Below are 26,602 nucleotides of genomic sequence, written 5' to 3'. Positions count from 1 at the left end.
GACCGGGGTCAGCTGCACGTCCGCCTCATAAATTCACCATATTGTTGAGCTCGAGGATCGGCTGCAGGATCGACATCACGATAAACAGCACCACCCCGGCCATGGAGACCACCAGCATGGGCTCGAACACCCCGAGGGCGATGTTCACCTGGGTTTCGAACTCCCTGTCCTGGTTGTCCGCCGCCCGCTCCAGCATGCTGTCGAGCTCGCCGCTCTGCTCGCCGGAGGCGATCATGTGCAGCATCATGGGCGGAAAAATTTTGGTTTCAGCCAGCGCCTTGCGCAGGCTGGTGCCCTCGCGCACCCGCTCGCTGGCCTCGCCGATGCGAGTACGGGCGAAGTCGTTGGAGAGCACCTCCCCCGAGATCTTCATCCCCTCCAGCAGTGGCACCGCGCTGGCATTGAGGATGCTCAGGGTGCGGGCGAAGCGGGCGGTGTTGAGACCGCGACTGACCCGGCCGATGACCGGCAGACGCAGCAAGATGCCGTGCCAGTGGCGGCGCCGCCCCTCGTCGGTGAGCCACCAACGCCAGACAAAGCCCGCCAGCCCCAACGCCAGCAGGAACCAGAGCCCGTAGTGCTGCATCAGTTCGCTGGTGCCGATGAGGAAACGGGTAGTCGCCGGCAACTGCTGGCCCATGTGTTCGAACTGGGCCACCACCTTGGGCACCACGGCGGTCAGCAAGATGGAGATGACCCCCACTGCCACCAGGGTGAGGACGATGGGGTAGATCATCGCCTGCAGCAGCTTGGTGCGCATGTGCTGGCGCTGCTCGGTGTAATCGGCGAGCCGGTTCAGCACCTTCTCCAGGTGGCCGGACTTCTCGCCTGCCGCCACCATGGAGCGAAACAGCTGGTCGAACACATGGGGGAAGGCGCCGAGGGAGTCGGCAAGGGAATAGCCCTCCACCACCTTGCTGCGTACCGTCGCCACCAGGCTGCGCAGATGGGCCTTCTCGCACTGCTCGGCCACCGCCTTGAGCGCTTCTTCGATGGTGAGCCCGGCACCGACCAGGGTGGCCAGCTGACGGGTGATCAGCGCCAGCTCCGAGGTGGAGGCGCCGCGACGGAACAGCACGAAGCGATTCGCCTCCCGCTTCGCCTTCTCGGTGGTCTCGTTCACCTCGAGCGGGGTCAAGCCCTGCTCGCGCAGCAACTGGCGCACCTGGCGGGCGGAGTCGCCCTCCATCACCCCGGATTTGTTTCTGCCCCGGCCGTCGAGAGCCTTGTATTCGAATGCTGCCATCTTAGTCTTCCCGGGTCACGCGCAGCACTTCTTCCAGACTGGTCTGGCCCTTGAGCACCTTGTCGATGCCGTCGCGACGAATGCTGGGGGTATGGCCGCGGATCAACCGCTCGATGGCGAGCTCGCCACTGGCGCTGTGAATCGCCTCGCGCACCGCATCGTCGATCACCACCAGCTCGTGGATACCAGTTCGGCCGCGATAACCGGTGTGGTTGCAGTGCTCGCAGCCAACCGGGCGCCACATCTGCTGATCCGGCGCCAACTCCATGCCCATGGCGAGCCGCTCCTGCTCGGTGATGGGGTGCTGGGCACGGCAATCCGGGCAGAGGGTGCGCACCAGCCGCTGGGCCAGCACAGCGAGCAGGGATGAGGAGAGCAGGAAAGGCTCGATCCCCATGTCCCGCATCCGGGTGATGGCGCCGATGGCGGTGTTGGTGTGCAGGGTCGACATCACCAAATGGCCGGTGAGGGATGCCTGCACCGCAATCTGGGCGGTTTCGAGATCCCGGATCTCCCCCACCATCACCACGTCAGGATCCTGACGCAGGATGGCGCGCAGGCCACGGGCGAAGGTCATGTCTACCTTGCTGTTGACCTGGGTCTGACCGACCCCTTCCAGGTCGTATTCGATGGGATCTTCCACCGTCAGGATGTTGCGATCCCGCGAGTTGATCTCGGACAGCGCCGCATAGAGGGTGGTGGACTTGCCCGAACCGGTCGGGCCCGTCACCAGGATGATGCCGTGGGGCTTGCGGATGAGTTCGCTGATGATGTTGCGGTTGGCCAGCGTCATGCCGAGCTGCTTGAGCTCGAGCCGCACGTTGTTCTTGTCGAGCAGTCGCAATACCACTCGCTCGCCGTAGCTGGAGGGCATGGTCGACACCCGCACGTCCACGGCGCGGCCGCCGATGCGCAGGGAGATGCGGCCATCCTGGGGCACCCGCTTCTCGGCGATGTCCATGCGGGACATGACCTTGATGCGCGACACCAGCAGGGAGGCGAGCTTGCGATGGGGCCGCAGTATCTCCCGCAGCACGCCATCGATGCGGAAGCGAATGACCAGCACCCGCTCGAAGGTCTCGATGTGGATGTCGGATGCCTCTTCTTTTATCGCCTCGCTCAACATGGCGTTGATGAGGCGAATGATGGGGGCATCGTCGTCGGCGTCGAGCAAGTCCTCACTCTGGGGCAAGCTCCTCCGCCAGGGCGAAGAAGTCCATCTCGTTGCCAAGATCCTCCATCAGCTGGCGTGCCTCGGAGGAGTCGCGCTGATAGTGGGCCATCAGCAGCTCCTCGAATGCCTCGCTGTCGAGCTGCTCGATGGCAAAGCCGCAGCCCGCCACCCGCCGCACCTCCAGCAGGGTCTGGGGAGTGACCCCCTGACGACAGAGCAGCACGGGCGCGCCTTGCCGCTCGGTCAGGATCACCCCGAAGTTGCGGGCGAAGGCAAACGGCAGCTCGGGCAGCTCGGCTGGCAGTTCGCTGTCATCGAGTTGATAGGCTGCCATCAGGGCTGCCCCTGCACGAAAGGTTGCCCCTGCGCCGGCGCCTGGACTTGCACCTGGGGCTTGACCCCGTTGGCAGTCGCCTGCTGCTGCGCCTTCATCTTCTCGATCTGTTGCTGTACCTCGGGGGACATCATCACGTCCTGACCATAGGCGGGCAGCACCTGGCGAGCGGGCGAGGTGGCATAACCCTCCTCGGCGGCCAGGTTCAGCTGTTCGGCACGGAACAGGGTGTATTTGTTGCTGGAGACCCCGGAATAGACGTTGGCATCACGCAGAATGGTCGGTCGGATAAACACCATCAGGTTGCGCTTGGAGGTGGTGTTGGAGGTGGAGCGGAACAGGTAACCCAGTACCGGGATATCCCCGAGCAAAGGCACCTTGGAGATCTGCTCCTTGGTCTGTTCGTCCATCAAACCGCCCAGCACCACGGTCTCGCCGCTCTTGACCAGCACCGCGTTCTTGACGGTACGGGTGTCGAAGGTGGGGCCGAGGTTGGCGGTACCGGCCGCCTGGGCCTGGGCCACACTGGACACCTCCTGCTCGATGTTGAGCAGCACCGAGTCCCCTTCGTTGATCTGCGGCGTCACCACCAGCTTGGTACCCACCGTCTTGCGCTCTATGGTGTTGAACACCTGATCGCTGGTGGTGGAACTCTGGGAGCCGCTCTGCACCGGCACTTCCTGGCCGACGTTGAAGGAGGCTTCCTTGTTGTCCATGGTGACGATGCTCGGGGTCGACAGAATATCGTTCTTGGTATTAGTCGACAGCGCCGTCACCAGCATGGCCCAGTCGCCCTTGTAGAAACCGGCGGCCATGCCGCTGAAGTTGCCAAGCAGGTTCTCGAGTCCGTCGGTGTTGCCGTTGTCCTTGTAGTCCTTGCCCGCGATGATCGCAGGACCAATGGGCAGACCGGTGTTGGTGAACTGGGTGCCGCCGCCGTTGGCATTGGCCCACTGCACCCCGAGGTTGAGGCCGTCACCGTCGGAGATCTCGACGATGATCGCCTCCACCAGCACCTGGGCACGGCGGATGTCGAGCTTGGCGATGACCTGCTCCAGCTCGGCCATGACGTCCGGCTGGGCGGTGATCACCAGCGCATTGGTGGTCTCATCCGCGGAGATGGCGAGCTGGCCGCCGCCGATGCTGGCGCCGCCCCCGGTGTTGGTTGCCGCACCGCCGCCCTTCTTGTCGGCCGCGATGCTGGAGCTGACGCCCTTGAGCACATCCACCAGATCCTTGGCCTTGCCGTATTTCAGGTAGAAGACCCGGGTGTTGCCCTGGCTCTGCAGATCCCGGTCAAGCTGGCGCACCATCTGGATGATGCGGGCCCGCGCCTTGGGTTCACCACTGATCACCACCGAGTTGGTGCGCTCGTCCGCCACCACCTTGGGGGAGAGCAGCAGGGAGGCGTTGGCGCCCTGGTTGCTGCCATCCTTGTTGAGGTTGGTCACCAGCCGCACCATCTCGCCGGCGGAGGCGTATCTCAGCTTGATGACATCCATATCCTGATCGCCCGCACGATCCACCCGGCGTACCACTTCCACCAGTCGATTGACCACGGCGGCACGCCCGGTGATGAGCAACACGTTGGACGGCTCGTAGTGCACCACGTTGCCGCCGCCGGCGTTGTCGTTGAGCTGGCGCAACAGGGGCGCAAGTTCACGCACCGAGACGTTGCGCACCGGTACCACCCGGGTCACCATCTCGTCGCCCACGCCAGGGTTGCTATCATCCACCACCGGGATGGCGGAAGTCTTGGCATCCTTGGCCCGCACTACCTTGAGCACCCCGTTGTTCATGGGCACCACGGCGAAACCGTAGACATCGAGCACGCTCAGGAAGAACTGATAGTACTGATCCTCGTTGAGCAGATCGTAACTGCGGACGTTGATCTTGCCGCGCACCGAGGGCTCGATGATGATGGTCTTGTTCAGATTCTTGCCGACCGTGTTGATGAACTCTTCGATGTCGGCATTCTTGAAGCTGGCGGCATACTCGGTGGCCCAGGCTGAGCCTGCCATCATCAAGGCTGCCGCGACCGTGGCAAAGCGCCAGCCTTTCCCTTTATTTATCATTCTTGGTGCTACTCCAATTCATTATTCTGACAAGCCGATATAAACGTCGTAGGGCTGTCCTTGCCGCTCTACGGTGACGGTCATTTCCGTGGCACCGGCCATCTGTTGCATGGCCTGCATGGCCTGGGCGTTATCCCGCAGATCCAGACCATTGATGCTGACCGCCAGATCTCCTGCGACCAGCCCGAGTTGATTGAACACTTCCGGATTGCTGCCCGGGTTGAGGCGATAGCCGACCATGCGACCATCCACCCGAACCGGGGAAATATTGAGGTAATCGGTGATCTTGCCCGGGTTGCCCATCAGCTCGCCGCGCACCGAGGAGAGCTTGTTCTCCTTTGGCGGTGCCACCTTGGGCAGGGGTTTGCCGTACTCTTCCCCGTCCAGCATCAGGGTCTCGTCACGACCGTCGCGCAAGATGATGACCCGATCCGCGAATATCTGGCGGATCTTGGCCTGGGTACCGTCGATGTAGTCGTCGATGCCGTAGGAATTCTGCAACCCGTTGTGGGCGATGATGGCGATGGATTTGGCAGGATCCGAGCTCGCCAGCACCCCGTTGAGCTGGGCGCTGAGCTGAGTCTTGGGGGCATCGGCCGCGACCACCTGGGCCGCCTGATCGGCTTGCAACTGCTGCGCCTTGCCAAACAGCGAGAGACGGCTGAGGCCGCTGAGATCGAGACGGGAGGCGCCCGCCCCCTGGCTGGTGGTGATCGACGGCTGCCAAGGCTGGCTCTGGGTGACTTGGGTCAGGCTGAACAGACGCCAGGTCAGTCCGGCGCACTGCTGCGCCAGCAGCAGCAGCAACAGCCAGAACAGCGGCTGGCTGAAACGGGAGAATGGCACGCGCTTGCAACGGGCCAGAAGGGGGCTCAACAAATCATCCCTGAACGGTAGCGGCATGGTTATCAACATGTTCTGGCATCCAAATCGGTTGGCTATTGTGTACGGCAATGGCCCCAGAGACAACCAACCGGATGGGATGAAGCGGCGAAAATCCAGATTCCGTCACACCACAAGGCCCCCTGTTTCTATCCCGGGGCCCGCCTCTGGTATAATCAGGCTCCTCTTTTAGCCATCCCGGAGCCGATCCATGCCGAATCCAGCAGAAAGCAGCACTCAGGTCCGCCTCGACAAGTGGCTGTGGGCGGCGCGTTTTTACAAGACTCGCAGCCTGGCCCGCGATCAGATCGACGGCGGCAAGGTGCACTACAACGGCCAGCGCAGCAAACCGGGCAAGGTCGTCGAAACCGGTGCCCTCATCCGTGTCTGGCAGGGCCAGGACGAGCGAGAGATCAGAGTGCTGCAAGTCAGCGAACAGCGCAAGTCCGCTCCCCTTGCCCAGTTGCTCTATGAAGAGACCGAGCAGAGTCTGAAGAAGCGGGCCGAGAACAGCGAGGCGCGGCGCTTCAACAGCCAGTTCGCCCCGAGCCCCGAGCGTCGCCCCGACAAGCAGGAACGGCGCCAGCTGCTCAAGGTCAAACAATACTAATCCGCCCGGATGGCCATTTTATGACGGCAGCGGTGCGGATAAGTTCCTAACCCGCTGTTTAACAATGTTTTTATCTTTTTCCCCAAAGAAAACCCTAGGAATGCATGATGAGTAACCAAGATCTCCTGTATCGCTATCTGTTCGAAGAGTACGAAGTGCGGGGGGAGCTGGTCCAGCTGGATCGTACCTACCGTCACATAGTCGAAGCCCAGAATTACCCGGTACAGGTGCAAAAACTGCTGGGTGAGTTGCTGGTTGCCACCAGCCTGCTGACCGCCACCCTCAAGTTTGAAGGCTCGATCACGGTACAGTTGCAAGGGGACGGTCCGGTGCGTCTGGCAGTCATCAATGGCGATCACAACCAGCAACTGCGCGGCGTGGCACGCTATGAAGGGGAACTGCCGAGCGACGGCAAGCTGCAGAGCCTGGTCGGCAACGGCCAGCTGGTGATCACCATCACCCCGGATCAGGGGGAACGCTATCAGGGCATCATCGCCCTCGAGGCCGACACCCTGGCAGGCTGCCTCGAGCAGTACTTCGCCCAGTCCGAGCAGCTCGCCACCAAGCTCTGGATCCGCACCGGCCATCACGAGGGTTCCCCCCGCGCCGCCGGCATCCTGCTGCAGGCACTGCCAGCCCAGAGCGAGGATCACAGCGAAGATTTCGATCACCTGACCCAGCTCACCGCCACCATCAAGGATGAAGAGCTGTTCGGCCTGGAAGCCGAAGAGATCCTCTACCGTCTCTATCACCAGGACAAGGTGCGGGTATTCGATCCACAGGGCATAGAGTTCCGCTGCACCTGCTCCCGCGCCCGCTGCGAAGGGGCGTTGCTGCAGATAGAAAAGGAAGAAGCGGTGGCCATGGTGCAGGAGCTCGGCAAGATCGACATGCACTGCGACTATTGCGGCGCCGAGTACCAATTCGATGGGATCGACATCGAAACCCTGTTCAGCAGGGCTCCCGATAATGATGCAAACAAGTTACACTAAATGAAGGCGGGCAAAACCCGCCTTTAACTTAAATAACAAAAAAATGCCCTATTTTATAAAGTTTGATGGCGATCGCTAAAAACTACCACCTAGGTAGTAGTATGGACGTCAGATAGAACCCTACAAAACCTCTGAACCCAGGAGAATATAATGACTATCGTGGTAGAACCCGCCCTGGCCCAACAACTGAAACTGGACCAGTACGGCATCAAAAACAGCCAGGAAATCGTTCGCAACCCCTCCTACGAGCAGCTCTTCGCAGAAGAGACCCGTCCCGACCTGGAAGGATTCGAACGTGGCGTCGTCACCGAACTCGGCGCCGTCAATGTCAATACCGGCATCTTCACCGGTCGTTCCCCGAAAGATAAATATATCGTCAAAGACGCCACTACCCAGAATACTGTGTGGTGGTCTGACCAGGGTAAAAACGATAACAAGGCAATCACCCCGGAAGTCTGGTCACATCTGAAATCCCTGGTGACCAAACAGCTCTCCGGCAAGCGTCTGTTCGTGGTGGATGGCTACTGTGGCGCCAACCCGGACACCCGCCTGGCGGTGCGTATCATCACCGAGGTAGCTTGGCAGGCGCACTTCGTGAAGAACATGTTCATCCGCCCGAGCGAGGAGGAGCTCAAGACCTTCAAACCGGACTTCGTGGTGATGAACGGTGCCAAGTGCACCAACCCGGACTGGCAGGCACAGGGCCTCAACTCCGAGAACTTCGTCGCCTTCAACATGACCGAGAAGATGCAACTCATCGGCGGCACCTGGTACGGTGGAGAGATGAAGAAGGGCATGTTCTCCATGATGAACTACTTCCTGCCCCTGCGCGGCATCGCCTCCATGCACTGCTCCGCCAACGTGGGTCAGGACGGCGACGTGGCCATCTTCTTCGGCCTGTCCGGCACCGGCAAGACCACCCTCTCCACCGATCCCAAGCGTCAGCTGATCGGCGATGACGAGCACGGCTGGGATGACAACGGCGTGTTCAACTTCGAAGGGGGCTGCTACGCCAAAACCATCAAGCTCTCCGAGGAGGCCGAGCCGGACATCTACCACGCCATCCGCCGCGACGCGCTGCTGGAGAACGTGACGGTCGCGGCCGACGGCACCATCGACTTCGACGATGGCTCCCGCACCGAGAACACCCGGGTCTCCTACCCCATCTATCACATCGAGAACATCGTCAAGCCGGTCTCCAAGGCGGGTCATGCCACCAAGGTGATCTTCCTGACTGCGGATGCCTTCGGCGTGCTGCCCCCGGTCGCCAAGCTGACCAAGGATCAGACCAAGTACCACTTCCTGTCCGGCTTCACCGCCAAGCTGGCCGGGACCGAGCGTGGCATCACCGAGCCGACACCCACCTTCTCCTCCTGCTTCGGTGCGGCCTTCCTCAGCCTGCACCCGACCAAGTACGGCCAGGAGCTGGTGAAGCGGATGGAAGCGGCAGGTGCCGAGGCCTATCTGGTCAACACCGGCTGGAACGGCACCGGCAAGCGCATCTCCATCAAGGACACCCGCGCCATCATCGACGCCATCCTGGATGGTTCCATCGAGCAGGCGCCCACCAAGGTGCTGCCGATCTTCAACCTAGAAGTACCGACCGAGCTCCATGACGTGAACCCGGGCATCCTCGACCCGCGCGACACCTACGCCGACAAGGCGCAGTGGGACGCCAAGGCGGTGGATCTGGCGGGGCGCTTCATCAAGAACTTCGAGCGCTTCACCGACAACGACGAAGGCAAGGCGCTGGTCGCGGCGGGCCCGCAGCTGTAACCCGACTCCGCCATTTCGTTGCATTGCATACCGGTCAGCCTCGCTGGCCGGTATTTTTTTGGCCGATGCGCGGCATATGACGCCCCCCAAGCCTTGCCTTGCGGGCAGTTGCGCGTTAGATTCAGCCAAACTTTATACAATATACAATTTTGCAACCTACCCCGTGACCCGAGCATGAACCCACCCTACAAGACCCGCACCCAGATGGTGATGGAGAACCTCCGCAGCCGGATCCTGCGCGGCGAGTTTGCCGCCGGCGCTCCCCTGCGCCAGGATGCCATCGCCAAGGAGCTGGCGGTGAGCCGCATCCCGGTGCGCGAAGCCCTGATGCAGCTGGAGGCACAGGGGCTGGTGAAGTTCGAGGCCCATCGCGGCGCCGTGGTCACCATGCTGGACGCCTCGGCCATCGAGGAGCTCTTTTATTTGCGAGCCTTGCTGGAAGCCGATACCCTGTTCCACGCCGTCGACCTGATGACGGAGGAAACCTTCGCCAAGGCACAAGCCATCCTGGCCCAGTTTGATCTGGCGCTCGAGTCCGGCACCCAGATAGAACACTGGGCAGAATTGAACCACCGTTTTCACGCCACCCTCTATCAGGCTGCCAACCGCCCCCAGGCGCTGGAGCTGATCGCCCAGATCAATCTGAGCTGTGATCGCTATGTACGTTTCGAGCTGCTGTTCGCCCAGGACGGGGTGGACAAGGCCGAGCGCGAACACGCCAAGCTGCTGGAACTGTGCCGCGCCCGCCGCAAGCACGAGGCGGTGGTGCTGCTCAAACAACACATCGAGGCGGCCGGCCAGTCGATCCGACAGATCCTGGCAGGCAGCCACCATCAGTGAACACTCACATCACCACAATCTGGCAGTAACGACATGAATCATTTCGAGATTATTGAAAGCCGCGTCGCCCAGGTCAGGGTCACTCTGGCCAGTCAAGAACTGGACGCCTTCATCGTTCCCCACGACGACGAGCACCTGGGGGAGTACATTCCCGCCTATGCCGAGCGTCTGGACTGGATCACCGGTTTCAACGGCTCCGCCGGGCTCGCCATCATCTTGGCGCAGCGGGCGGCTCTGTTCATCGACGGTCGTTACACTGTGCAGGCCCGCATGCAGGCACCGGCCGAGTTGTTTGAGTTTCTCCACCTGAACGAAGATCCCCATGTGCAGTGGCTGGCGGAACAGCTGCCATCCGGCGCCCGGGTCGGTTTTGACGCCCGCCTGCACAGCCTGGCCTGGTATCAAAATGCCAAGGCGGTGCTGGCGGATCGCGGTATCGAACTGGTACGGGTCAAGCAAAACCCCATCGATCAACACTGGATCGACCGCCCCGCCCCCACCAAGACTCCGGTCATCCTCTACAGCGAGGCACTGGCGGGACAATCGAGCCAGGCCAAGCGCGAGCTGCTGGCCAGCGATCTGCGCAAGCGCGGGCTGGATGCGGTGCTGCTGACCCAGGCCGAGCCCATCAACTGGCTGCTCAACCTGCGTGGCCGCGACGTGGAGCGCCTGCCGGTGGTGCTGGGCTTTGCCGTGCTCTACGCTAACGCCAGCATGGATTTCTTCGTCGACACCGACAAGATCGACTGCATCGCCTTCAGCCGTCACGTGGGCCAGGACGTATCCGTCTATCCCATCGACAAGCTGGGTGACGTGCTGCGGCGCATCGGTGAGGATCAGCAGAGAGTGCTGGCCGATCCGAACACCGCCAACGCCTGGACCCAACTCATCATGGAGGAGGCCGGCGCCATCCTGGTGGCGGGTCAGGATCCGACCATGCTGCCAAAAGCCTGCAAAAACGAGGTGGAGCTGGCCGGCATGCGCGCCGCCCACCTGCGCGACGGTGTCGCCGTCACCCGCTTCCTCGCCTGGCTGGATCGACTGGTCGCCAGCGGCGCGTACGAAGGGGTGGATGAAGGGACTCTTGCGGATCAGCTGGAAGCCTTCCGCCACGAGCAGGAGCACTATGTCGAGCCGAGCTTCGACACCATCTCGGCGCTGGGTCCCAATGCCGCCATGTGTCACTACCGTCACACCAACGGCGTGCCGCGCACCTTCGGCCAGGACAGCATCTATCTGGTGGATTCCGGTGCCCAGTACATGGATGGCACCACCGACATCACCCGCACCGTCAAGATCGGTGAGGTGAGCGAGGAGCACAAGGCGATGTTTACCCGGGTACTGCAAGGCCACATCGCCCTGGATCAGGCTCGCTTCCCCCGCGGCACCGCCGGCATCCAGCTCGACGTGCTGGCCCGCATGCCGCTGTGGCAGGCCGGTTACAACTATGACCACGGCACCGGTCACGGCGTCGGCCACTTCCTGAGCGTGCACGAAGGCCCGCAGCGCATCGCCCCCAAGGGCAGCCTGGTGGCGCTGCAACCGGGCATGGTGCTCTCCAACGAGCCGGGTTATTACAGAGAAGATGCGTTCGGCATCCGCTGCGAGAACCTGGTGATAGTGACCGAGCAGGAGCCACGCGGCGAGTTGCCGATGCTGGGCTTCGAGCGGCTGACCTATGTGCCGTTCGATACGCGCCTGATCGATCGCAGCCTGCTGAGCCAGGACGAGTTCCGCTGGATCAACGACTACCATGTCGAGGTGTTCCGCCGCCTGAGCCCGCTGCTGGAAGGCGAGGATCTCGCCTGGCTGGAGCAGGCGACCAGCCTCATCTAAGCGCAGACAATCGAGGTTGTCCGGTGAAACAGGGCCTGCGGGCCCTGTTTTTCATCCCCGTTTTGACCTGTATCAACGCCCCTCCCCCTCAGGTCAGGACAATGGCCGCCATGAACTCCGAACAACCCGGCACTCGTCGCAGTGCCCGTGCCAGCCAGGCACCCGAGCACCCCAGGCTCAGGCGGGAGCAGTTGACGGTCAGCGCCATGATCCGCCTCTACTGCGACCACCATCATCAGGATCCCGACTGCCGGCACTGCCGCCAACTGCGGGACTTCGCCCACCAGCGGCTGCGCCGTTGTCGTTACGGCCAGGGCAACAAGCCGACCTGCGCCAACTGCGACATTCACTGTTATGCCCCCGCCATGCGCAGGCAGATCCAGCAGATCATGGGCTGGAGCGGCCCGCGCATGCTGTGGCATCACCCCTGGCTCGCCCTGCGCCACCTGCTGGACAGCCGTCGCAAGGCCCCCAAACGACCCCAGGGCAGACCGCTGCCGCCCTGAGTCATTCCCCTCTTGCACAGGCCCGCATCGCTCACTACCCTGTGGCTCCTTATGACTGCCACCCGGCAGTCCCTATCCAGCGACAGGAGCCCGGATGCACCCGCCCCCCATTTTGAGAGTGGCCCGCCACGCCGACATGCACGCCATAGGGCGGCTCGACGCCGACGTCTTCGGGGAGGAGGTCTATCCCGCCTTCTTCTTCCGTCAGGCCATGGATCTCTGGCCCGAGCTGCTGATCGTGGCGGAGCTGGATGGCAAACTGCTCGGCTATGCCCTGGGAGGAATGGGACAGGATCGGTCGCAGGGCTGGCTGCTGTCGCTGGCGGTACTACCCGAGGCGCGCGGCTTCGGCCTGGCCGAGCAGATGATGTTGCGGGTCGAGCAGGCGCTGACCGCCTTGCAGATAGCGCGGGTCAGACTCACCGTAGACCCTGCCAATCCGGCCCAGCGGCTCTATTTTCGCCTCGGTTATGCCTTGCTGAGCGAGGAGCCGGGCTATTTCGGCCAGGGCGAGGATCGTCTGCTGCTTGAAAAATCGCTGGCCTGACCCCAAACAGGACTCTATCAACACCTTAATTTTATAATTGGTTACACTTTGCGGGTTTAATGCGCAATCCGGTTGGCGTAAAGTTGAACGCAACAACCAGATTAACCCGATGCCCGCCCAGGAGGCTCATCATGTTGAAACGTATCACTCTCGTCACCCTGCTGGCCGCGACCACCGCTATCACGGGCTGTGCCAACAGCGACGTCTACTCCGGCGATGTCTACACCAAGGATCGCGCCAAGCAGGTACAGACCGTCAGCTACGGCACCATAGTCTCCACCCGCGCGGTCAAGATCCAGGGTGAGGACAACGCCATCCTCGGCACCATAGGTGGCGCCGTGGTCGGTGGCCTGCTCGGCAGCACCATAGGTGGCGGCACGGGGAGCGACATCGCCGCCGCCGGGGGCGCCATCGCTGGTGCCGCCGCGGGCAAGGCGGCCGGAGACAAGTTGAACCAGGTCGATGGCGTCGAGCTCGAGATCAAGAAAGAGAACGGCGAGGCCATAGTGGTGGTGCAAAAAGCCAGCCCCACCTTCGTGCCGGGCGCTCGCGTTCGCATGACCCAGGGCAATGGCAGCATCAACGTGGCCGTGGTGAACTGACGCCCGCTAGCTGATTCGTTCGAACATAAAAAAGGTGAGCCAAGCTCACCTTTTTTCATTTCTGTCATCCGCTGGTGCCGCGTATCAGGCGCCCAGATGCAACCAGGCCGCGATCGCCAGTTGCAGTCGCACAAACGCCGCCTGCTCGAACAGCGCCATCAACCGCTCCTCTCCGTCCTCCGCCGCCTGCACCAGCGAGGCCTGCTGGATCAGCAGCTCTGGCAACCAGGAGGGAGCGAGGGCGCCTGCCGCCTCGACCATCAGAGTACAAGCCTGCAGGATCCCGAGGCAGGCCTGCTGCCGCGTCACTCCCTCGCTCTCCAGCCAAAGCTGCTCGTGATGCTGCCAGTGCTGCAGGCCGAGGCTGATGCAGGCCCCGGCGTCGAGTCCGCTCACATCCGGCAGGGGTTGCGGCGCCAGCGCCTTGCCAAGGCCCGCCAGCCGGTAGCCGCGCTGGGCCTTGGATTGGGCACCCAGCCTGATGCCGTCCAGCTCCGCCAGTCTGGTCGCCAGCCCGAACAGGGCGCTTGCGTCGCCGCTTTTCAGCTCCAGCTCGAGCTCGTCGATGGCGGTACGGCCCAGGGGGCCCACTATCTCCCCCCGATCCCAGGCCAGCTCGATCTCGGCACTCTCTCCGGCACTCTCAAACGCGATCAGCCAGTGCTGACGCACGAAGTCGGTTCGAAACTGGGCAGCCAGCCCGGACTGGATCTCGTCGCGCACAGCCAGACCCGGCCAGATATCGGCGGGGAAGCTGGCCAGGGTCGGTAATTCGCCCGTCACGGGGACGTTGTATTCGGGGCGGGCGTGCAATCCACCCACCGCCTGCCCCCGACATTTAATCGTCTGCTCAGAAAAATTATCGCTGCGGCGGATCCGCAATCCCATGTCGAGCCGACGCAGGGCAAGGTCCGACGTGTCGAAATAGACATTGCCGAGTTCCAGTCGACCATGGGATATAATGTCGAGTTTATTCAGTAGGTTGGATATTTTCTCTTGAATGTCGCGCACGACAAAAAACTTTATCTCGATCTCAGTTTGCATAGTCATTCCGGGCGGCAGGCAACTTTGGGGGGCATGATCCCGATCGCGAGGATATAATGCCAGCGAATCATCAGGATTAATTCGCGGTTTTAATAAGGGCATAGTTCGGTTATCCTGCGCCCCTCCTAAAATCGTATCGAGTGTTTTTTCACCGACACAGGTTTGGCCATGCCAGTAAATACTATCTTGGGGCTTTTCGCCAAGTCCCCCATCAAGCCGCTGCAGAAGCATATCGTCAAGGTTCACGTGTGCTGCGAGCAGCTCATTCCATTCTTTGATGCCGTTGCCGAAGACCGTTGGGACGATGCCGAGAAGATCCGGCAGCATATCGCCCAGCTGGAAAAAGAAGCGGACATCCTCAAACGTGAAATTCGTCTGAAACTGCCTCGCGGCCTGTTCCTGCCGGTCGCCCGTACCGACCTGCTGGAGTTGCTGACTCAACAGGACAAGATTGCCAACCGTGCCAAGGATATTTCCGGCCGCATGCTTGGTCGTAAAATGGAATTCCCCTCCGAGATGCGCGCCGACTTCATGGCCTATCTCAAACGTTGTATCGATGCGACCGCCCAGGCCGAAAAAGCCATCAAAGAACTCGATGAGCTGCTCGAAACCGGCTTTAAAGGACGTGAAGTTGAAATGGTTGCCGAGATGATCCATCAGCTGGATCTCATCGAGGACGATACTGACACCATGCAGATCGGGCTGCGCCAACAGCTGCAAGCCGTTGAGCAAAAATACAATCCGATCGACGTTATGTTCCTCTACAAGATCCTCGAATGGGTAGGTGACCTGGCTGACCAGGCCGAGCGCGTTGGCGCCCGTCTGGAACTGATGCTGGCTCGTTCGTAATCGACTGACTGGGTAGACACTACTAATGGACATTATCGCAAATTACGGCACCACCCTGGTGCTCGTGGCGGCCTTGTTCGGCTTCTTGATGGCCTGGGGCATAGGGGCGAACGACGTCGCCAATGCCATGGGCACATCGGTCGGCACCAAGTCCCTGACCATCCGTCAGGCGATCATCATCGCCATGATCTTCGAGTTCGCCGGTGCCTATCTGGCTGGCGGCGAAGTCACGGCGACCATCCGCAACGGCATCATCGACACCAATGCCTTTGTCAATACACCAGACGTGCTGGTGCTCGGCATGATAGCCTCCCTGCTGGCGGCAGGTCTGTGGCTGATCCTGGCCTCCTACTTCGGCTGGCCCGTCTCCACCACCCACTCCATCATCGGGGCCATCGTCGGCTTCGCCGTGGTGAGCGTCGGCCCGGAAGCGGTGCAATGGAGCAAGTTTGGCGGCATCGTCGGCTCCTGGGTGGTGACCCCGGCCATCTCCGGCATCATCGCCTACTTCATGTTCATCAGCGTGCAGAAGCTCATATTCAACACGGACAACCCGCTGGCCAACGCCAAGCGCTATGTCCCGTTCTACATGTTCCTGACCGCGCTGGTCATCTGCCTGGTGACCATCAAGAAAGGGTTGACCCACGTCGGTCTGCACCTGAGCGACGGTGAGGGCATACTGCTCTCCATCGCCATCTCGGTAACCCTCTCCATCGGTGGCTGGTTCTATATTCGCGGTCAGCAGTACAACCCGCAAGATGACAGCAAGATGCACTTCGCCAACGTGGAGAAGGTGTTCGGCATCCTGATGGTGATCACCGCTTGTGCCATGGCTTTCGCTCACGGCTCCAACGACGTGGCCAACGCCATAGGTCCGCTCTCCGCCGTGGTCTCCACCGTGGAAAGCGCCGGCCAGATCACCGGCAACTCCCACATCGCCTGGTGGATCCTGCCGCTAGGCGGCATCGGCATCGTCATCGGCCTCGCCACCATGGGTGAGAAGGTGATGGCGACCGTGGGGACGGGTATCACTCACCTGACCCCGAGCCGCGGCTTCGCCGCCCAGCTCGCCACCGCCGCCACCGTGGTGATCGCCTCCGGTACCGGCCTGCCCATCTCCACCACCCAGACGCTGGTGGGTGCCGTGATGGGGGTGGGTCTGGCCCGCGGCATCGCGGCCCTGAACCTCGGCGTGCTGCGCAACATAGTGATCTCCTGGGTCATCACCCTGCCCGCCGGCGCCATCCTGGCCATCGCCATCTTCTACGTGCTGCAGGCCTGCTTCTCATAAGCTTCCAAGCACAGGATCCCGATGACAAAAAGCCCGAGTCACTGACTCGGGCTTTTTTTGCTCCCAGCTCCCCTGCGGGAGAGGGGCCGGGGATGTAGGGGAGAATAAGCCCCTGCGTTGGGCTCCTGATCAAGGTAGGGCTTCGCTGCACTCAGCACCAACCTACGCGCCAACCCGCTTCCCTATTCCTCGATAAAGGTCCAGTCATCGCGCACCCGGCTGATGGCATCGAGCCGCAGTCTGGCGAGTTGCTCGCGGATCGCCTCCCCCTTGAAGCCTGCCGCCACTATCTCCTTGACCGGTACCGCCTGCGCCGCCTCGAGCGCCTGGGCCACATAATCCGGCTGGCTGTAGACCTTCTCCTCAAACCCTGTACGACCGTGGAAGTCGGCGCGGCAGGTGTCCAGCAACTGGGCGAAACGTTCCGGCCTGCGCCAGGCATCCGCCTTGTCGAACAGCTTGAGCAGGGTCGCGGGCTTGAGTTCGAAGGCGATGTGGATATGGGTGTGCAGATCGCTCACCAGCAGCGCCAGATCCCGGCAGTCGTTCGGCACCCTGAACCGCTCGCAGAAATCCCGGATGAGCGGCAGCCCCTTCTGGCCGTGGCCGTGATGGCTCGGCCAGAACGCGGGCGGTGTCAGCCCCTTGCCAAAGTCATGGCACAGCGCGGCAAAGCGCACCGCGAGCTCCGGGGAGAGCCGGCACGCCTGATCCAGCACCATCATGGTGTGGATGCCGGTGTCGATCTCCGGGTGCCACTTGGCCGGTGCCGGCACCCCGAACAGGGCGTCCAGCTCGGGGAACAGCGCCTCGAGGGCGCCGCATTCCCGCAATACCTCGAAGAAGACTCGGGGGGTCTGCCCCAGCAACACCTTCTCCAGCTCCTTCCAGACCCGCTCCGGAGTCAGGTGGGCGAGTTCACCGGCCTCTGTCATCTCACGCATCAGGGCCAGGGTTTCGGGTGCCACGGTGAAACCCTGGGCATGGAAGCGGGCGGCGAAGCGGGCGACCCGCAGGATGCGCAGGGGGTCCTCGGCAAAGGCCGGGGAGACGTGACGCAGCAGCCGTGCCTCCAGATCCCGAATGCCGCCATAGGGATCATGCAGTTGCCCGGCATCATCCTCGGCGATAGCATTGACGGTGAGATCCCGGCGCAACAAATCTTGTTCGAGCGTTACCTCGGGATCCGCATGGCAGACGAAGCCGGTATAACCCTGCCCCTGCTTGCGCTCGGTGCGCGCCAGTGCGTACTCCTGCTGGGTCTTGGGGTGGAGAAACACCGGGAAGTCACGGCCAACCTGGGTGAAACCGAGATCCAGCATCTGTTGCACGGTGGCGCCGACCACCAGATGATCCCGGTCCCCCTGTGGCAATCCCAACAGGCGATCCCGGACCGCCCCCCCAACCAGATAAGTTTGCACGCGCACTCTCCCTCGATAAACCTGCACCTATGATACCGCTTTTGCCCGCCATAGACGACGATACCCTCGCTCATGTCCCTCGGATCGGGGCAATGCGCCGGGCCAGACAAGCACAGAATGCCTCCTGCTCATCCACTTCTTCTTTCAATAATCCGAGCCCGATCACCCCCGTCGTTTTAGCCGCTGGGCAGGATGCCCCTCTTATGGTATCCGGGTCTTTGACATCCCCGTGGGGAGGCTTTAACCTGCCGCCCATAACAATGGAATGGATCCTTATGTACACACAGTTCTTCGGTCTGTCGGAGCCGCCGTTCTCCATCTCGCCCAACCCCAAATATCTCTATATGAGCGAACGTCACGGGGAGGCCCTGGCCCACCTCAACTACGGGTTGCAGGACGGGGGAGGCTTCGTGCTGCTCACCGGTGAAGTGGGCACGGGCAAGACCACCGTCTCCCGCTGCCTGCTGCAGCAGTTGCCGGCCGACACCGAGATCGCCTACATCCTCAATCCGTCCCTGACCGAACGCGATCTACTGGCGGCCATCTGCGACGAGTTCCAGTTGGCCTATGACAAGGACGCCGGCCTCAAGCTGCTGTTCGATCTCATCCGCGATCACCTGCTGGCCAACCTGGCGGCGGGCAAACGCAGCGTGGTGCTGGTAGATGAAGCCCAGCACCTGCTGCCCGGCGTGCTGGAGCAGTTGCGGCTGCTCACCAACCTGGAGACCGACGAGAAGAAACTGCTGCAGGTGGTGCTCATCGGCCAGCCCGAGCTGCAGCAGATGTTGCGCCAGCCCCTGCTGCGCCAGCTGGCCCAGCGCATCACCGCCCGCTATCACCTGCTGCCGCTGTCGCGTCAGGACGTGGACGCCTATGTGCGCTTCCGGCTGCAGGTGGCCGGCTGTATCCAGCCCATCTTCAGCCCCAAGGCGATACTGACCCTGCATCGCCTCTCCGGCGGCATCCCGCGGCTCATCAACCTCATCTGCGATCGCGCCCTGATCGCCGCCTTCGCCCGTGGCAGCCACAAGATAGTGCACGGCGACATCAGCCAGGCAGCCTATGAGGTGAGCGGCATCCGCGACGAGGGCAGCTGGCAATCCGGCCTCACCGTGGCCCTGGTGGGGGCCCTGCTGGTTGCTACCGGCTGGTGGGGCTGGCAGTTGTTCGGGGTCTTCCCCGCACGTCCTCTGGTCAAAGTGGAGGTACCGGTCAAGGTGGACGAGACCCCGGAGCAGCAGGAGCAGCTGACCCACGCCATCAATCAGGCGCTGGAGCCCGATAGCGCCATGCAGAATCTCTACAAGGTGTGGGGCTACCAGACCGAGCTGGAGGAGGCAACCTGCGACAACGCGCCACGCGCCGGTCTGCGCTGCCAGGAGGGCGACGCCTCCCTGGCGGAGCTGCAGGCGCTACAACATCCGGCCCTCATCAGTCTGACCGACGAGACCGGCGGTCTCTACTACGCCACCCTGGTGAATCTCGGGCCGGACAAGGCCAACCTGCTCATCGGCAATCAGAGCTGGCAGGTGGACCGCCAGTGGCTGTCGGACGTCTGGGGAGGCAGCTACACCCTGCTGTGGCGCATGCCCAAGGGCGGGGTGACCCTGATCGGCAGCAATGCCGGTGCGACCCAGGTGCAGTGGCTGGACAATGCGCTGAACCGCGCCATGCAGCAACCGGATCGCAAGGTCAGCCGCTTCGATGCCGAACTCAAGAACAAGCTGCAGCAGTTCCAGCGCGAGCAAGGGCTGACCCCGGACGGCATCGCCGGCAGCAATACCCTGCTGCGGCTGAACGTACAGGCCGGTGAGCCCATGCCCAGGCTGGAAGATGACTCCCTGCGCAACAGCGTACCGGTCGATTTGGACACCATGGCCGCCGAGCCCATGGACCCCCTGGTGGAGGAGGCTTCCTGATGTCTACCCTGCTCAAGGCCCTGCGCCGGGCTGATCAGCCCCAATTTACCCCCCACATGCCGCTCATGGGCCTGCCAGTGAGTCAGGAGGAGGAGCCGAACCGTCGCTGGATCTGGTGGCTGCTGGCCCCCCTCGCCCTGCTCATGGGCGCGGGCGCCAACTACGGCTGGCACCTCTACCACCTCAAACCCATAGAACAGCGGGTCGAGATAAAGGAAGTGGTGACACCGCCCTTCGTGCGGATCGAGCCCAAGCCGCTGGTCACGCGGCCCCTGCCCCCACCGCTGCCGGAACCCGTGGTCGTTCCCAAAGCCGCCGCACCGGCCCAGGCCCCGGCAACCTCGGCCGCCAGCAATGGCAGCCAGAGCCTGGCCGAGCGCATCATGCAGGCGCTCAACAACACGCCGCTGCAGGAAGAACCCAGTCCGGCACCGGCGGCCAGCAGCCCGCAGGCCATGCCCCTCGGCGCCCTGGATCCGGCCCTGAAACAGCAGGTGCCGCCGCTGTCCTACGGGGCTCACAACTACTCCTCCGATCCGGCCAAGCGGGCCGTGGTGATCAACGGGCGGGAGCTGCGCGAAGGCAGTGAGGTCGCCCCGGGGGTGACCCTGGTCGCCATCGCCCAGGATTACATCATCCTGCAGATCGGCGGCCAGCACGCCAGTCTCAAGGCGCTGCAGGACTGGCGCGGATAACCCGACTGGCCAGCCTCGCTGGCCAGTCATTTATTGCAAGAGGGAGCCCGAGAGCTCCCCTTTTTAATCGATCAAACGAACACAATATGAGCACAACGTGAGCAACTCAGACAACGCGACTTTCGCCACCCGGGCGTTGCACTGGTATCAGCGTCAAGAATGCTACACGTTAGCCGTTTTTGTTTTAAATCAATAATATGAGCATAATGTGAGCAACTCAGACAACGCGACTTTCGCCACCCGGATCCTGGACTGGTACCAGATCCACGGCCGCAAGACCCTGCCCTGGCAGCAGGACAAGACTCCCTACCGGGTCTGGATCTCCGAGATCATGCTGCAGCAGACCCAGGTCGCGACGGTGATCCCCTATTACGAGCGCTTCATGGCGCGCTTCCCCGATGTGGTTGCTCTGGCCGACGCCCCCGTCGACGAGGTGTTGCACCATTGGACCGGGCTCGGTTACTACGCCCGCGCCCGCAATCTGCACAAGGCCGCCCAGACTATCCGCGATCAGCACGCCGGCCTGTTCCCGGAACAGCTGGAGGAGGTGATGGCGCTGCCCGGCATCGGTCGCTCCACCGCCGGGGCCGTGCTCTCCCTGTCGCTGGGTCAGCCCCACGCCATCCTGGATGGCAACGTGAAGCGGGTGCTCACCCGCTGGCTGGCGCTGCCGGGCTGGCCCGGCCAGAAGCAGGTGGAAAACGATCTGTGGGAGCTGGCGACCCGCCTCACCCCCCGGCTCGGCGTGGCCCAGTACAACCAGGCCATGATGGACATGGGGGCGACCGTCTGCACCCGCAGCAAGCCCGCCTGCGAGCGTTGCCCGGTCCAGCTCGATTGCCAGGGGCTGTCGCAGGGCAAACCCACCGCTTACCCCAACAGCAAACCGAAGAAGAGCATCCCGGCCCGCGCTGGTATCATGCTGATCATTCGCCAGGGGGAGCAGCTGCTGCTGGAGAAGCGGCCGCCACAAGGGATCTGGGGCGGGCTCTATTGTTTCCCGCAGGTCGAGTCGCTGGCCGAGGTGGAAGGACGCTTGCAATCGCTGGGGCTGGACGAGACCGACTATCGAGAACTGACTGGCTTTCGCCACACTTTCAGTCACTTTCACCTCGATATCCGGCCTTTGCTGATCGAAATGGCTGCCCCGCCGCCCCCGCTGCTCATGGAAGCGGATTCCCGACTCTGGTATAACTTACGCCATCCTGCCGAGGTGGGGCTGGCGGCCGCCACGGCCCGTCTGCTCGCCTACCCGGACTTACAACCCTGACTCGCAACCATAGAGGTCAACATGAGCCGTACCGTATTTTGTCAGCGTCTGAATAAAGAAGCGCCGGGTCTGGATTTTCAACTCTACCCCGGTGAACTCGGCAAGCGGATCTTCGATAACATCAGCAAGGAAGCCTGGACCGAGTGGCAGAAAAAGCAGGTGATGCTGATCAATGAGAAGAAGCTGAACATGATGAATGTCGAGCATCGTCAGCTGCTGGAGAAGGAGATGGTGAGCTACCTGTTCGAGGCGGGCGAAGTGGCCATCGACGGTTACACCCCTCCCAGCCAGTAAGCGCTATCGGTGAGCAAGGCGCAGAGTGCCAAAGCGTGGTCATGGACCATCATCCCTCTGCTGGCGCAGCCAACGGGGGATGAGCACGCCGGCAAGTGGTCATCGGCGACCCTCTCTCTCCTTGCCCGCAGCCAGTGAATTTTACCTGTGAGCAGGGTGACGCATTCTCACTCCTGGCCCTCGATGGCCCTATCTCCCCTGACTCACAACCGATGAATGACGGGCGGCCTCGCCGCCCAGCTTGAGGATCTTATGGGTCGAATTTTTTGGCTGCTGTGCGCCTTGCTGTTTCTCTCTGCCTGCTCCTCCTCTCCCAAACCCGGTGCAGAGGACGAGGATCTGGTCGACGGCAAGGACGTGCGCGGCTTCGAACACATGATCAGTGCGCTATCCCATAACGTGAACGAGATCTGGGGGCGTGAGGCGCTGTTTGCGGGCAAGTTTGACTACGTCAAATACACGGATCAGTACAAGAGCCGGGCCCACATCGACTTCGCCAGCGGCCACATCATGGTGGAGACCGTCTCCGGAATCGATCCTCGTGCCCACCTGCGCCGCGCCATCATCGAGACCCTTTTGACCCCGGACGATCCGGCGGAAGTGGATCTCTACTCGGATCGGGAGATCATGCCCGGCGGCGAGCCCTTCCTCTATGGCCAGGTACTGGACAATCAGGGACAGCCGATCCGCTCCGACTGGCGCGCCGAGCGCTATGCCGACTACCTGCTTACCACGGCCATGAAGAAGCGCACCCTCGGTATCCGCACCATCTTCTTCGTCGACATGCCCATGGTGGCGAACCACGAGGACAGGCGCGGTTACAAGTACGCCAGCATCATCCGCGATGCCTCCCGCAAGTACGGCGTCGCCGAGAGCCTGATCTATGCGGTGATAAAGACCGAGAGCAGCTTCAACCCCTACGCGGTCAGCCACGCCAACGCCTATGGCCTGATGCAGGTGATCCCGGCCACCGCCGGGCGGGATGTCTATGTGCGGGTCAAGGGCAAGAATGGCCAGCCGACCCGGGAGGACCTGTTCAACCCGGCCTACAACATCGACGTGGGGACCGCCTATCTGCATCTGCTGCAGACCGTCTATCTGGCAGATATCCAGGATCCCCAGTCCCGTCGCTATGCGGTGATCTCCGCCTACAACGGCGGGGCCGGCGGGGTGCTCAACACCTTCTCCAGCAACCGCAAGGCCGCCCCGGACATGATCAACCGGCTCTCCCCCGAGGCGGTCTATCAGGTGCTGACCGAGCAACATCCCAAGGCGGAGGCACGCCGCTACCTCTACAAGGTCAATCAGGCCGAGAAGGGGTTCAAGCGCACCGTCGCCAGCCGGGCCGGCTGACCGGATGCAAGAAGGGCGCTCATGGAGCGCCCTTCTCATTGCCAGTCGTCTGCCGGCTTACTTGGCGATGAAGCCGCCCTTGCTCTGGGGCGCCGCGCCAACCTTCTCCAGGCTCTCGACCTCGACCTCGGTCTTGTTCCAGCTGTGGTCAACCTCGCCACGGATGCGGATCACATCGTCCGGGCCCACCTCGGTACCACGCCACACATCCTGATCCACTTCCACTTCCACCTCGCCAGTGGCGTCGCTGAACAGGTAGTTCTCACCGCCCAGATGCTTGACCAGCTTGCCCTCCAGCGTCACCCAGTTGTCATCGGCCACGTCTTTCAGCTGTGCGACCGACACCTTGTTCTGCTCCTGCGGGCCGGTATAGGCCGCCATGGCGAAAGAGGATACGGACATCAGGGCCACCAGGCCGATTACGCTTGCTTTGTTCATTTCATGCTCCTGTTCGTTGCGGTATGAGGTCATCTTGCTCCTTCCTGCGTGAAACAAACGTGAAGCGTCCCCCATCTGGGGGAGCCGAGTGTGACCGTAATCGATTTAATCGACATCGCCTGCTGCAGAATTTTATTCGGCCAAATACTCTGCTATGTGGCAAATGGGTCCCCAGCCCGTCATGCCATCGAGGAACAGCCCGCAGGCACGCCCTGCTTCCAACTCAATGAGAACGACAACATGAAAAAATGGCTTCTATGCGTGGTGGGACTCCTGGCGCTGAGCGTTCAGGCTGCCGACAGTCGCCCCGCCTTCTCCCGCATAGTGATGTTCGGTGACAGCCTGTCCGATACCGGCAAGATGTACGACAAGATGCGCGGCTATCTCCCCTCCAGCCCACCCTACTATCAGGGCCGCTTCTCCAACGGGCCTGTCTGGCTGGAGCAACTGACCCAGCAGTTCCCGGGACTGAAGATCGCCAACGAGGCGGAAGGGGGCGCCACCGCGGTGGCTTACAACAAGATCTCCTGGAATCCCAAGTATCAGGTCATCAACAACCTGGACTACGAAATCACCCAGTTCCTGGCAAAGGACAGCTTCCAGCCCGACGATCTGGTGATCCTCTGGGTCGGTGCGAACGACTATCTGGCCTACGGCTGGAACACCGAGCAGGATGCCAAGCGGGTGCGCGATGTCATCAGCGACTCGGCCAACCGCCTGGTGCTGAATGGCGCTAAACAGATCCTGCTGTTCAACCTGCCGGATCTCGGCCAGAACCCGTCGGCTCGCAGCCAGAAGGTGGTGGAGGCAGCCAGCCATGTCTCGGCCTATCACAACGAATTGCTGCTGAACCTGGCTCGCCAACTCGCCCCCACCGGCCTGGTCAAGCTGTTCGAGATCGACAAGCAATTCGCCGAGATGCTGCGCGAACCGCAGCACTTCGGCCTGAGCGACACCGAGAATGCCTGCTACGGCGGCGGCTACGTATGGAAGCCGTTCGCCTCCCGCAGCGCCGGCACCGACAGCCAGCTCGCCGCATTCACCCCGCAGGAGCGGCTCGCCATCGCCGGCAACCCCCTGCTGGCCCAGGCCGTCGCCAGCCCGATGGCCCGCCGCAGCGCGAGTGAGCTCAACTGTGAAGGCAAGATGTTCTGGGATCAGGTGCATCCCACCACCGTCGTGCACAACGCCCTGAGCGAGCGGGCCGGCGCCTTCATCGAGCAGGAGTACGAGTTCATCTCCCGCTGATGACCTCCATGACAACAGGCCGACATCCGTCGGCCTTTTTGCTCGTCGCTCTTGCCATCAAAAAGCAACCCATATGACACCCGCCACAAATTGGAGCCATATTGGCCCCTTCTCCTTTCAACTCCTCTATGATGCGAATAGTTATCACAATATGTTTTATATCAGTTGCTTGTGATTAAAAAGAAACGGGCTACGTTTAAACATGTTGTGACTGGACACAGGCTCAACCCAAAGAGGTGAGGCGATACGAGTTCGATCTCTCCACAGATAAAATTGCAGAGGCTTCATATGAACAAAACACTGATTACCTTGCTGGTCTCAGGCTTGCTTGCGGCCAACGCTCAGGCGGCCGGACAAGACAATACCTGGTATGGCGGTGCCAAATTGGGTTGGTCCAATTTCTACGGTGTCGATGAAAGCAACGCCATCCTCTCCACCGATGAAGACAACGATGAAGTGGGGGCAGGTCTCTTCGGCGGTTACCAGATCAACCAGAACCTCGGGATCGAGCTGGGTTATGACTACCTGGGCAAATACAAGTACAGCGGCACCCGCAACGCCGCTGTCTTCAATGACTCGGTCGAGGCGCAACTCGCCCAGCTGACCCTGAAACTCGGCTTCCCGGTCGCGGATAATCTGGATCTCTACGGTCGCCTCGGCGGCGGCTACGGTTGGACCAGCAGCGACGCACTGGACAACGATGGCCGTGCCGTCTTCGTCGGTGCGCTCGGCGCCGAGTATGCCCTGAACCTGGACTGGGCCGCCCGCCTCGAATACCAATACAGCACCCCTTACGGCAGCAGAGAAGATACCGGCCTGCGCATGGACAACGGCCTGCTCTCGCTGGCGGCCGTTTATCGCTTCGGTCAGGTCGCCGCAGCCCTGCCGGTCGCAGCACCGGCTCCGGCCCCCGAGCCCGTGATGGTCGACAAGCAGTTCACCCTGAGCTCGGACGTGCTGTTTGACTTCAACAAGGCCACCCTCAAACCGGAAGCCGGCCAGGCACTGGATACCCTCTACAGCCAGATCGAGGAAGCCAGACCCAAGGATGGCTCTGCCACCGTCATCGGTTATACCGACCGTATCGGCTCCGATGCCTACAACCAGAAGCTCTCCGAGCAGCGGGCACAAACCGTGGCCAACTACCTGATCGGCAAAGGCTTGCCTGCTGGCAAGGTGAACGTGGAAGGGCAAGGCAAGAACTCCCCCGTCACCGGCGACAGCTGCACCAGCAAGTCCAAGCGCGAGCTGATCGTCTGCCTGGCCCCGGATCGTCGGGTCGAGGTCAAGGTACAAGGGGTCTCGGAGGTTCAACAATAACCTCAGCCCATAGCAAGCAGATAACAAAACGGGAGGCCTT

The 26,602-nt window shown here is 62.0% G+C and carries 23 protein-coding genes and 1 pseudogene; 17 read left to right on the top strand and 7 right to left on the bottom strand.

Going from position 1 to position 26,602, the window contains the following annotated elements:
* Positions 1–25: 25 nt before the first annotated feature.
* The 4 genes and pseudogenes from exeF to exeC all read right to left on the bottom strand — a co-directional run bounded on the left by exeF (position 26) and on the right by exeC (position 5,708).
* The gene (gene exeF / locus ACZ9IL_RS20750; protein WP_476005137.1) at positions 26–1,246 is read right to left on the bottom strand and encodes a GspF family T2SS innner membrane protein variant ExeF; all 1,221 of its coding nucleotides are present in this window, start codon (positions 1,244–1,246) and stop codon (positions 26–28) included.
* Position 1,247: 1 nt separating this feature from the next.
* A pseudogene (exeE, locus tag ACZ9IL_RS20745) lies at positions 1,248–2,754 on the bottom strand (GspE family T2SS ATPase variant ExeE).
* Complete coding sequence (gene exeD / locus ACZ9IL_RS20740) at positions 2,754–4,829, bottom strand: GspD family T2SS secretin variant ExeD (protein ID WP_476005136.1); 2,076 nt, start codon at positions 4,827–4,829, stop codon at positions 2,754–2,756. Before exeD ends, exeE begins: the two are co-directional and overlap by 1 nt.
* A gap of 21 nt (positions 4,830–4,850) precedes the next feature.
* Positions 4,851–5,708, bottom strand: coding sequence for a GspC family type II secretion system variant ExeC (gene exeC, locus ACZ9IL_RS20735; RefSeq protein WP_476005135.1), 858 nt, complete (start codon positions 5,706–5,708; stop codon positions 4,851–4,853).
* A gap of 214 nt (positions 5,709–5,922) precedes the next feature.
* On the opposite strand from exeC, the gene hslR reads away from it, so the two are divergent.
* The 8 genes from hslR (at position 5,923) to ACZ9IL_RS20695 (ending at position 13,420) form a co-directional block, all read left to right on the top strand.
* Complete coding sequence (gene hslR, locus ACZ9IL_RS20730; protein ID WP_476005134.1) at positions 5,923–6,321, top strand: ribosome-associated heat shock protein Hsp15; 399 nt, start codon at positions 5,923–5,925, stop codon at positions 6,319–6,321.
* 107 nt (positions 6,322–6,428) lie between these two features.
* Positions 6,429–7,313 (top strand): Hsp33 family molecular chaperone HslO, encoded by an 885-nt coding sequence (gene hslO / locus ACZ9IL_RS20725; protein ID WP_476005133.1) that lies wholly within the window; start codon positions 6,429–6,431, stop codon positions 7,311–7,313.
* 150 nt (positions 7,314–7,463) lie between these two features.
* Positions 7,464–9,089: a phosphoenolpyruvate carboxykinase (ATP) gene (gene pckA, locus ACZ9IL_RS20720; RefSeq protein WP_476005132.1), complete on the top strand. Its 1,626-nt coding sequence runs from the start codon at positions 7,464–7,466 to the stop codon at positions 9,087–9,089.
* A 174-nt stretch (positions 9,090–9,263) separates the two neighbouring features.
* On the top strand, positions 9,264–9,929 hold the full coding sequence (locus ACZ9IL_RS20715) for a GntR family transcriptional regulator (RefSeq protein ID WP_476005131.1): 666 nt from the start codon (positions 9,264–9,266) through the stop codon (positions 9,927–9,929).
* 33 nt (positions 9,930–9,962) lie between these two features.
* The gene (locus tag ACZ9IL_RS20710) at positions 9,963–11,765 is read left to right on the top strand and encodes an aminopeptidase P family protein (protein WP_476005130.1); all 1,803 of its coding nucleotides are present in this window, start codon (positions 9,963–9,965) and stop codon (positions 11,763–11,765) included.
* 101 nt (positions 11,766–11,866) lie between these two features.
* Positions 11,867–12,271, top strand: coding sequence for a nitrous oxide-stimulated promoter family protein (locus tag ACZ9IL_RS20705; protein ID WP_476005129.1), 405 nt, complete (start codon positions 11,867–11,869; stop codon positions 12,269–12,271).
* 94 nt (positions 12,272–12,365) lie between these two features.
* Positions 12,366–12,818, top strand: a complete 453-nt coding sequence (locus ACZ9IL_RS20700; RefSeq protein WP_476005128.1) for a GNAT family N-acetyltransferase — start codon at positions 12,366–12,368, stop codon at positions 12,816–12,818.
* A 131-nt stretch (positions 12,819–12,949) separates the two neighbouring features.
* A complete protein-coding gene (locus ACZ9IL_RS20695) occupies positions 12,950–13,420 on the top strand; it encodes an outer membrane lipoprotein (protein WP_042643795.1) in 471 nt (156 codons plus the stop codon).
* Between the two features lie 84 nt (positions 13,421–13,504).
* On the opposite strand, the gene ACZ9IL_RS20690 is transcribed toward ACZ9IL_RS20695, so the two are convergent.
* Positions 13,505–14,464 carry a CYTH domain-containing protein gene (locus ACZ9IL_RS20690; RefSeq protein ID WP_476005127.1) on the bottom strand — a complete coding sequence of 320 codons (960 nt, stop codon included), beginning with the start codon at positions 14,462–14,464 and terminating at the stop codon, positions 13,505–13,507.
* A gap of 168 nt (positions 14,465–14,632) precedes the next feature.
* On the opposite strand from ACZ9IL_RS20690, the gene ACZ9IL_RS20685 reads away from it, so the two are divergent.
* Together ACZ9IL_RS20685 and ACZ9IL_RS20680 are read left to right on the top strand one after the other, a co-directional pair.
* Positions 14,633–15,313, top strand: a complete 681-nt coding sequence (locus ACZ9IL_RS20685; protein ID WP_476005388.1) for a TIGR00153 family protein — start codon at positions 14,633–14,635, stop codon at positions 15,311–15,313.
* 25 nt (positions 15,314–15,338) lie between these two features.
* A complete protein-coding gene (locus tag ACZ9IL_RS20680) occupies positions 15,339–16,604 on the top strand; it encodes an inorganic phosphate transporter (RefSeq protein WP_476005126.1) in 1,266 nt (421 codons plus the stop codon).
* A 182-nt stretch (positions 16,605–16,786) separates the two neighbouring features.
* Here ACZ9IL_RS20680 and ACZ9IL_RS20675 read toward each other — a convergent pair whose 3' ends face one another.
* Positions 16,787–18,025, bottom strand: a complete 1,239-nt coding sequence (locus ACZ9IL_RS20675) for a multifunctional CCA addition/repair protein (protein WP_476005125.1) — start codon at positions 18,023–18,025, stop codon at positions 16,787–16,789.
* A 275-nt stretch (positions 18,026–18,300) separates the two neighbouring features.
* Between ACZ9IL_RS20675 and ACZ9IL_RS20670 the strand changes: the two genes are divergently transcribed.
* The 5 genes from ACZ9IL_RS20670 (at position 18,301) to mltC (ending at position 23,556) form a co-directional block, all read left to right on the top strand.
* The gene (locus ACZ9IL_RS20670; protein WP_476005124.1) at positions 18,301–19,944 is read left to right on the top strand and encodes an ExeA family protein; all 1,644 of its coding nucleotides are present in this window, start codon (positions 18,301–18,303) and stop codon (positions 19,942–19,944) included.
* Complete coding sequence (exeB, locus tag ACZ9IL_RS20665; protein ID WP_476005123.1) at positions 19,944–20,639, top strand: GspB family T2SS assembly factor variant ExeB; 696 nt, start codon at positions 19,944–19,946, stop codon at positions 20,637–20,639. Before ACZ9IL_RS20670 ends, exeB begins: the two co-directional genes overlap by 1 nt.
* Positions 20,640–20,847: 208 nt before the next feature.
* Complete coding sequence (gene mutY / locus ACZ9IL_RS20660; protein ID WP_476005122.1) at positions 20,848–21,909, top strand: A/G-specific adenine glycosylase; 1,062 nt, start codon at positions 20,848–20,850, stop codon at positions 21,907–21,909.
* A gap of 21 nt (positions 21,910–21,930) precedes the next feature.
* Positions 21,931–22,203, top strand: a complete 273-nt coding sequence (locus ACZ9IL_RS20655; protein WP_476005121.1) for an oxidative damage protection protein — start codon at positions 21,931–21,933, stop codon at positions 22,201–22,203.
* Between the two features lie 252 nt (positions 22,204–22,455).
* A complete protein-coding gene (gene mltC, locus ACZ9IL_RS20650; protein WP_476005120.1) occupies positions 22,456–23,556 on the top strand; it encodes a membrane-bound lytic murein transglycosylase MltC in 1,101 nt (366 codons plus the stop codon).
* Between the two features lie 57 nt (positions 23,557–23,613).
* Here the strand turns inward: mltC and ACZ9IL_RS20645 are convergent, their stop codons facing one another.
* Positions 23,614–23,994 (bottom strand): YgiW/YdeI family stress tolerance OB fold protein, encoded by a 381-nt coding sequence (locus ACZ9IL_RS20645; protein WP_476005119.1) that lies wholly within the window; start codon positions 23,992–23,994, stop codon positions 23,614–23,616.
* 240 nt (positions 23,995–24,234) lie between these two features.
* Between ACZ9IL_RS20645 and ACZ9IL_RS20640 the strand changes: the two genes are divergently transcribed.
* A complete protein-coding gene (locus ACZ9IL_RS20640) occupies positions 24,235–25,242 on the top strand; it encodes an SGNH/GDSL hydrolase family protein (RefSeq protein WP_476005118.1) in 1,008 nt (335 codons plus the stop codon).
* A 288-nt stretch (positions 25,243–25,530) separates the two neighbouring features.
* Complete coding sequence (gene ompA / locus ACZ9IL_RS20635; protein ID WP_476005117.1) at positions 25,531–26,562, top strand: porin OmpA; 1,032 nt, start codon at positions 25,531–25,533, stop codon at positions 26,560–26,562.
* Positions 26,563–26,602: the final 40 nt, after the last annotated feature.

The sequence above is a fragment of the Aeromonas sp. TECH754 genome (assembly GCF_056279295.1).
The sequence above is the reverse complement of the archived record's forward strand: the minus strand, read 5'-3'. Positions and strand labels throughout refer to the sequence as shown.

Excerpts from the sequence above, each read along its gene's own strand:
- exeF (WP_476005137.1), bottom strand. The coding sequence starts at position 1,246 with ATGGCAGCATTCGAATACAAGGCTCTCGACGGCCGGGGCAGAAACAAA.
- exeD (WP_476005136.1), bottom strand. The coding sequence starts at position 4,829 with ATGATAAATAAAGGGAAAGGCTGGCGCTTTGCCACGGTCGCGGCAGCC.
- hslR (WP_476005134.1), top strand. The coding sequence starts at position 5,923 with ATGCCGAATCCAGCAGAAAGCAGCACTCAGGTCCGCCTCGACAAGTGG.
- hslO (WP_476005133.1), top strand. The coding sequence starts at position 6,429 with ATGAGTAACCAAGATCTCCTGTATCGCTATCTGTTCGAAGAGTACGAA.
- pckA (WP_476005132.1), top strand. The coding sequence starts at position 7,464 with ATGACTATCGTGGTAGAACCCGCCCTGGCCCAACAACTGAAACTGGAC.
- ACZ9IL_RS20715 (WP_476005131.1), top strand. The coding sequence starts at position 9,264 with ATGAACCCACCCTACAAGACCCGCACCCAGATGGTGATGGAGAACCTC.
- ACZ9IL_RS20710 (WP_476005130.1), top strand. The coding sequence starts at position 9,963 with ATGAATCATTTCGAGATTATTGAAAGCCGCGTCGCCCAGGTCAGGGTC.
- ACZ9IL_RS20705 (WP_476005129.1), top strand. The coding sequence starts at position 11,867 with ATGGCCGCCATGAACTCCGAACAACCCGGCACTCGTCGCAGTGCCCGT.
- ACZ9IL_RS20700 (WP_476005128.1), top strand. The coding sequence starts at position 12,366 with ATGCACCCGCCCCCCATTTTGAGAGTGGCCCGCCACGCCGACATGCAC.
- ACZ9IL_RS20695 (WP_042643795.1), top strand. The coding sequence starts at position 12,950 with ATGTTGAAACGTATCACTCTCGTCACCCTGCTGGCCGCGACCACCGCT.
- ACZ9IL_RS20690 (WP_476005127.1), bottom strand. The coding sequence starts at position 14,464 with ATGCAAACTGAGATCGAGATAAAGTTTTTTGTCGTGCGCGACATTCAA.
- ACZ9IL_RS20685 (WP_476005388.1), top strand. The coding sequence starts at position 14,633 with ATGCCAGTAAATACTATCTTGGGGCTTTTCGCCAAGTCCCCCATCAAG.
- ACZ9IL_RS20680 (WP_476005126.1), top strand. The coding sequence starts at position 15,339 with ATGGACATTATCGCAAATTACGGCACCACCCTGGTGCTCGTGGCGGCC.
- ACZ9IL_RS20670 (WP_476005124.1), top strand. The coding sequence starts at position 18,301 with ATGTACACACAGTTCTTCGGTCTGTCGGAGCCGCCGTTCTCCATCTCG.
- exeB (WP_476005123.1), top strand. The coding sequence starts at position 19,944 with ATGTCTACCCTGCTCAAGGCCCTGCGCCGGGCTGATCAGCCCCAATTT.
- ACZ9IL_RS20655 (WP_476005121.1), top strand. The coding sequence starts at position 21,931 with ATGAGCCGTACCGTATTTTGTCAGCGTCTGAATAAAGAAGCGCCGGGT.
- mltC (WP_476005120.1), top strand. The coding sequence starts at position 22,456 with ATGGGTCGAATTTTTTGGCTGCTGTGCGCCTTGCTGTTTCTCTCTGCC.
- ACZ9IL_RS20645 (WP_476005119.1), bottom strand. The coding sequence starts at position 23,994 with ATGAACAAAGCAAGCGTAATCGGCCTGGTGGCCCTGATGTCCGTATCC.
- ACZ9IL_RS20640 (WP_476005118.1), top strand. The coding sequence starts at position 24,235 with ATGAAAAAATGGCTTCTATGCGTGGTGGGACTCCTGGCGCTGAGCGTT.
- ompA (WP_476005117.1), top strand. The coding sequence starts at position 25,531 with ATGAACAAAACACTGATTACCTTGCTGGTCTCAGGCTTGCTTGCGGCC.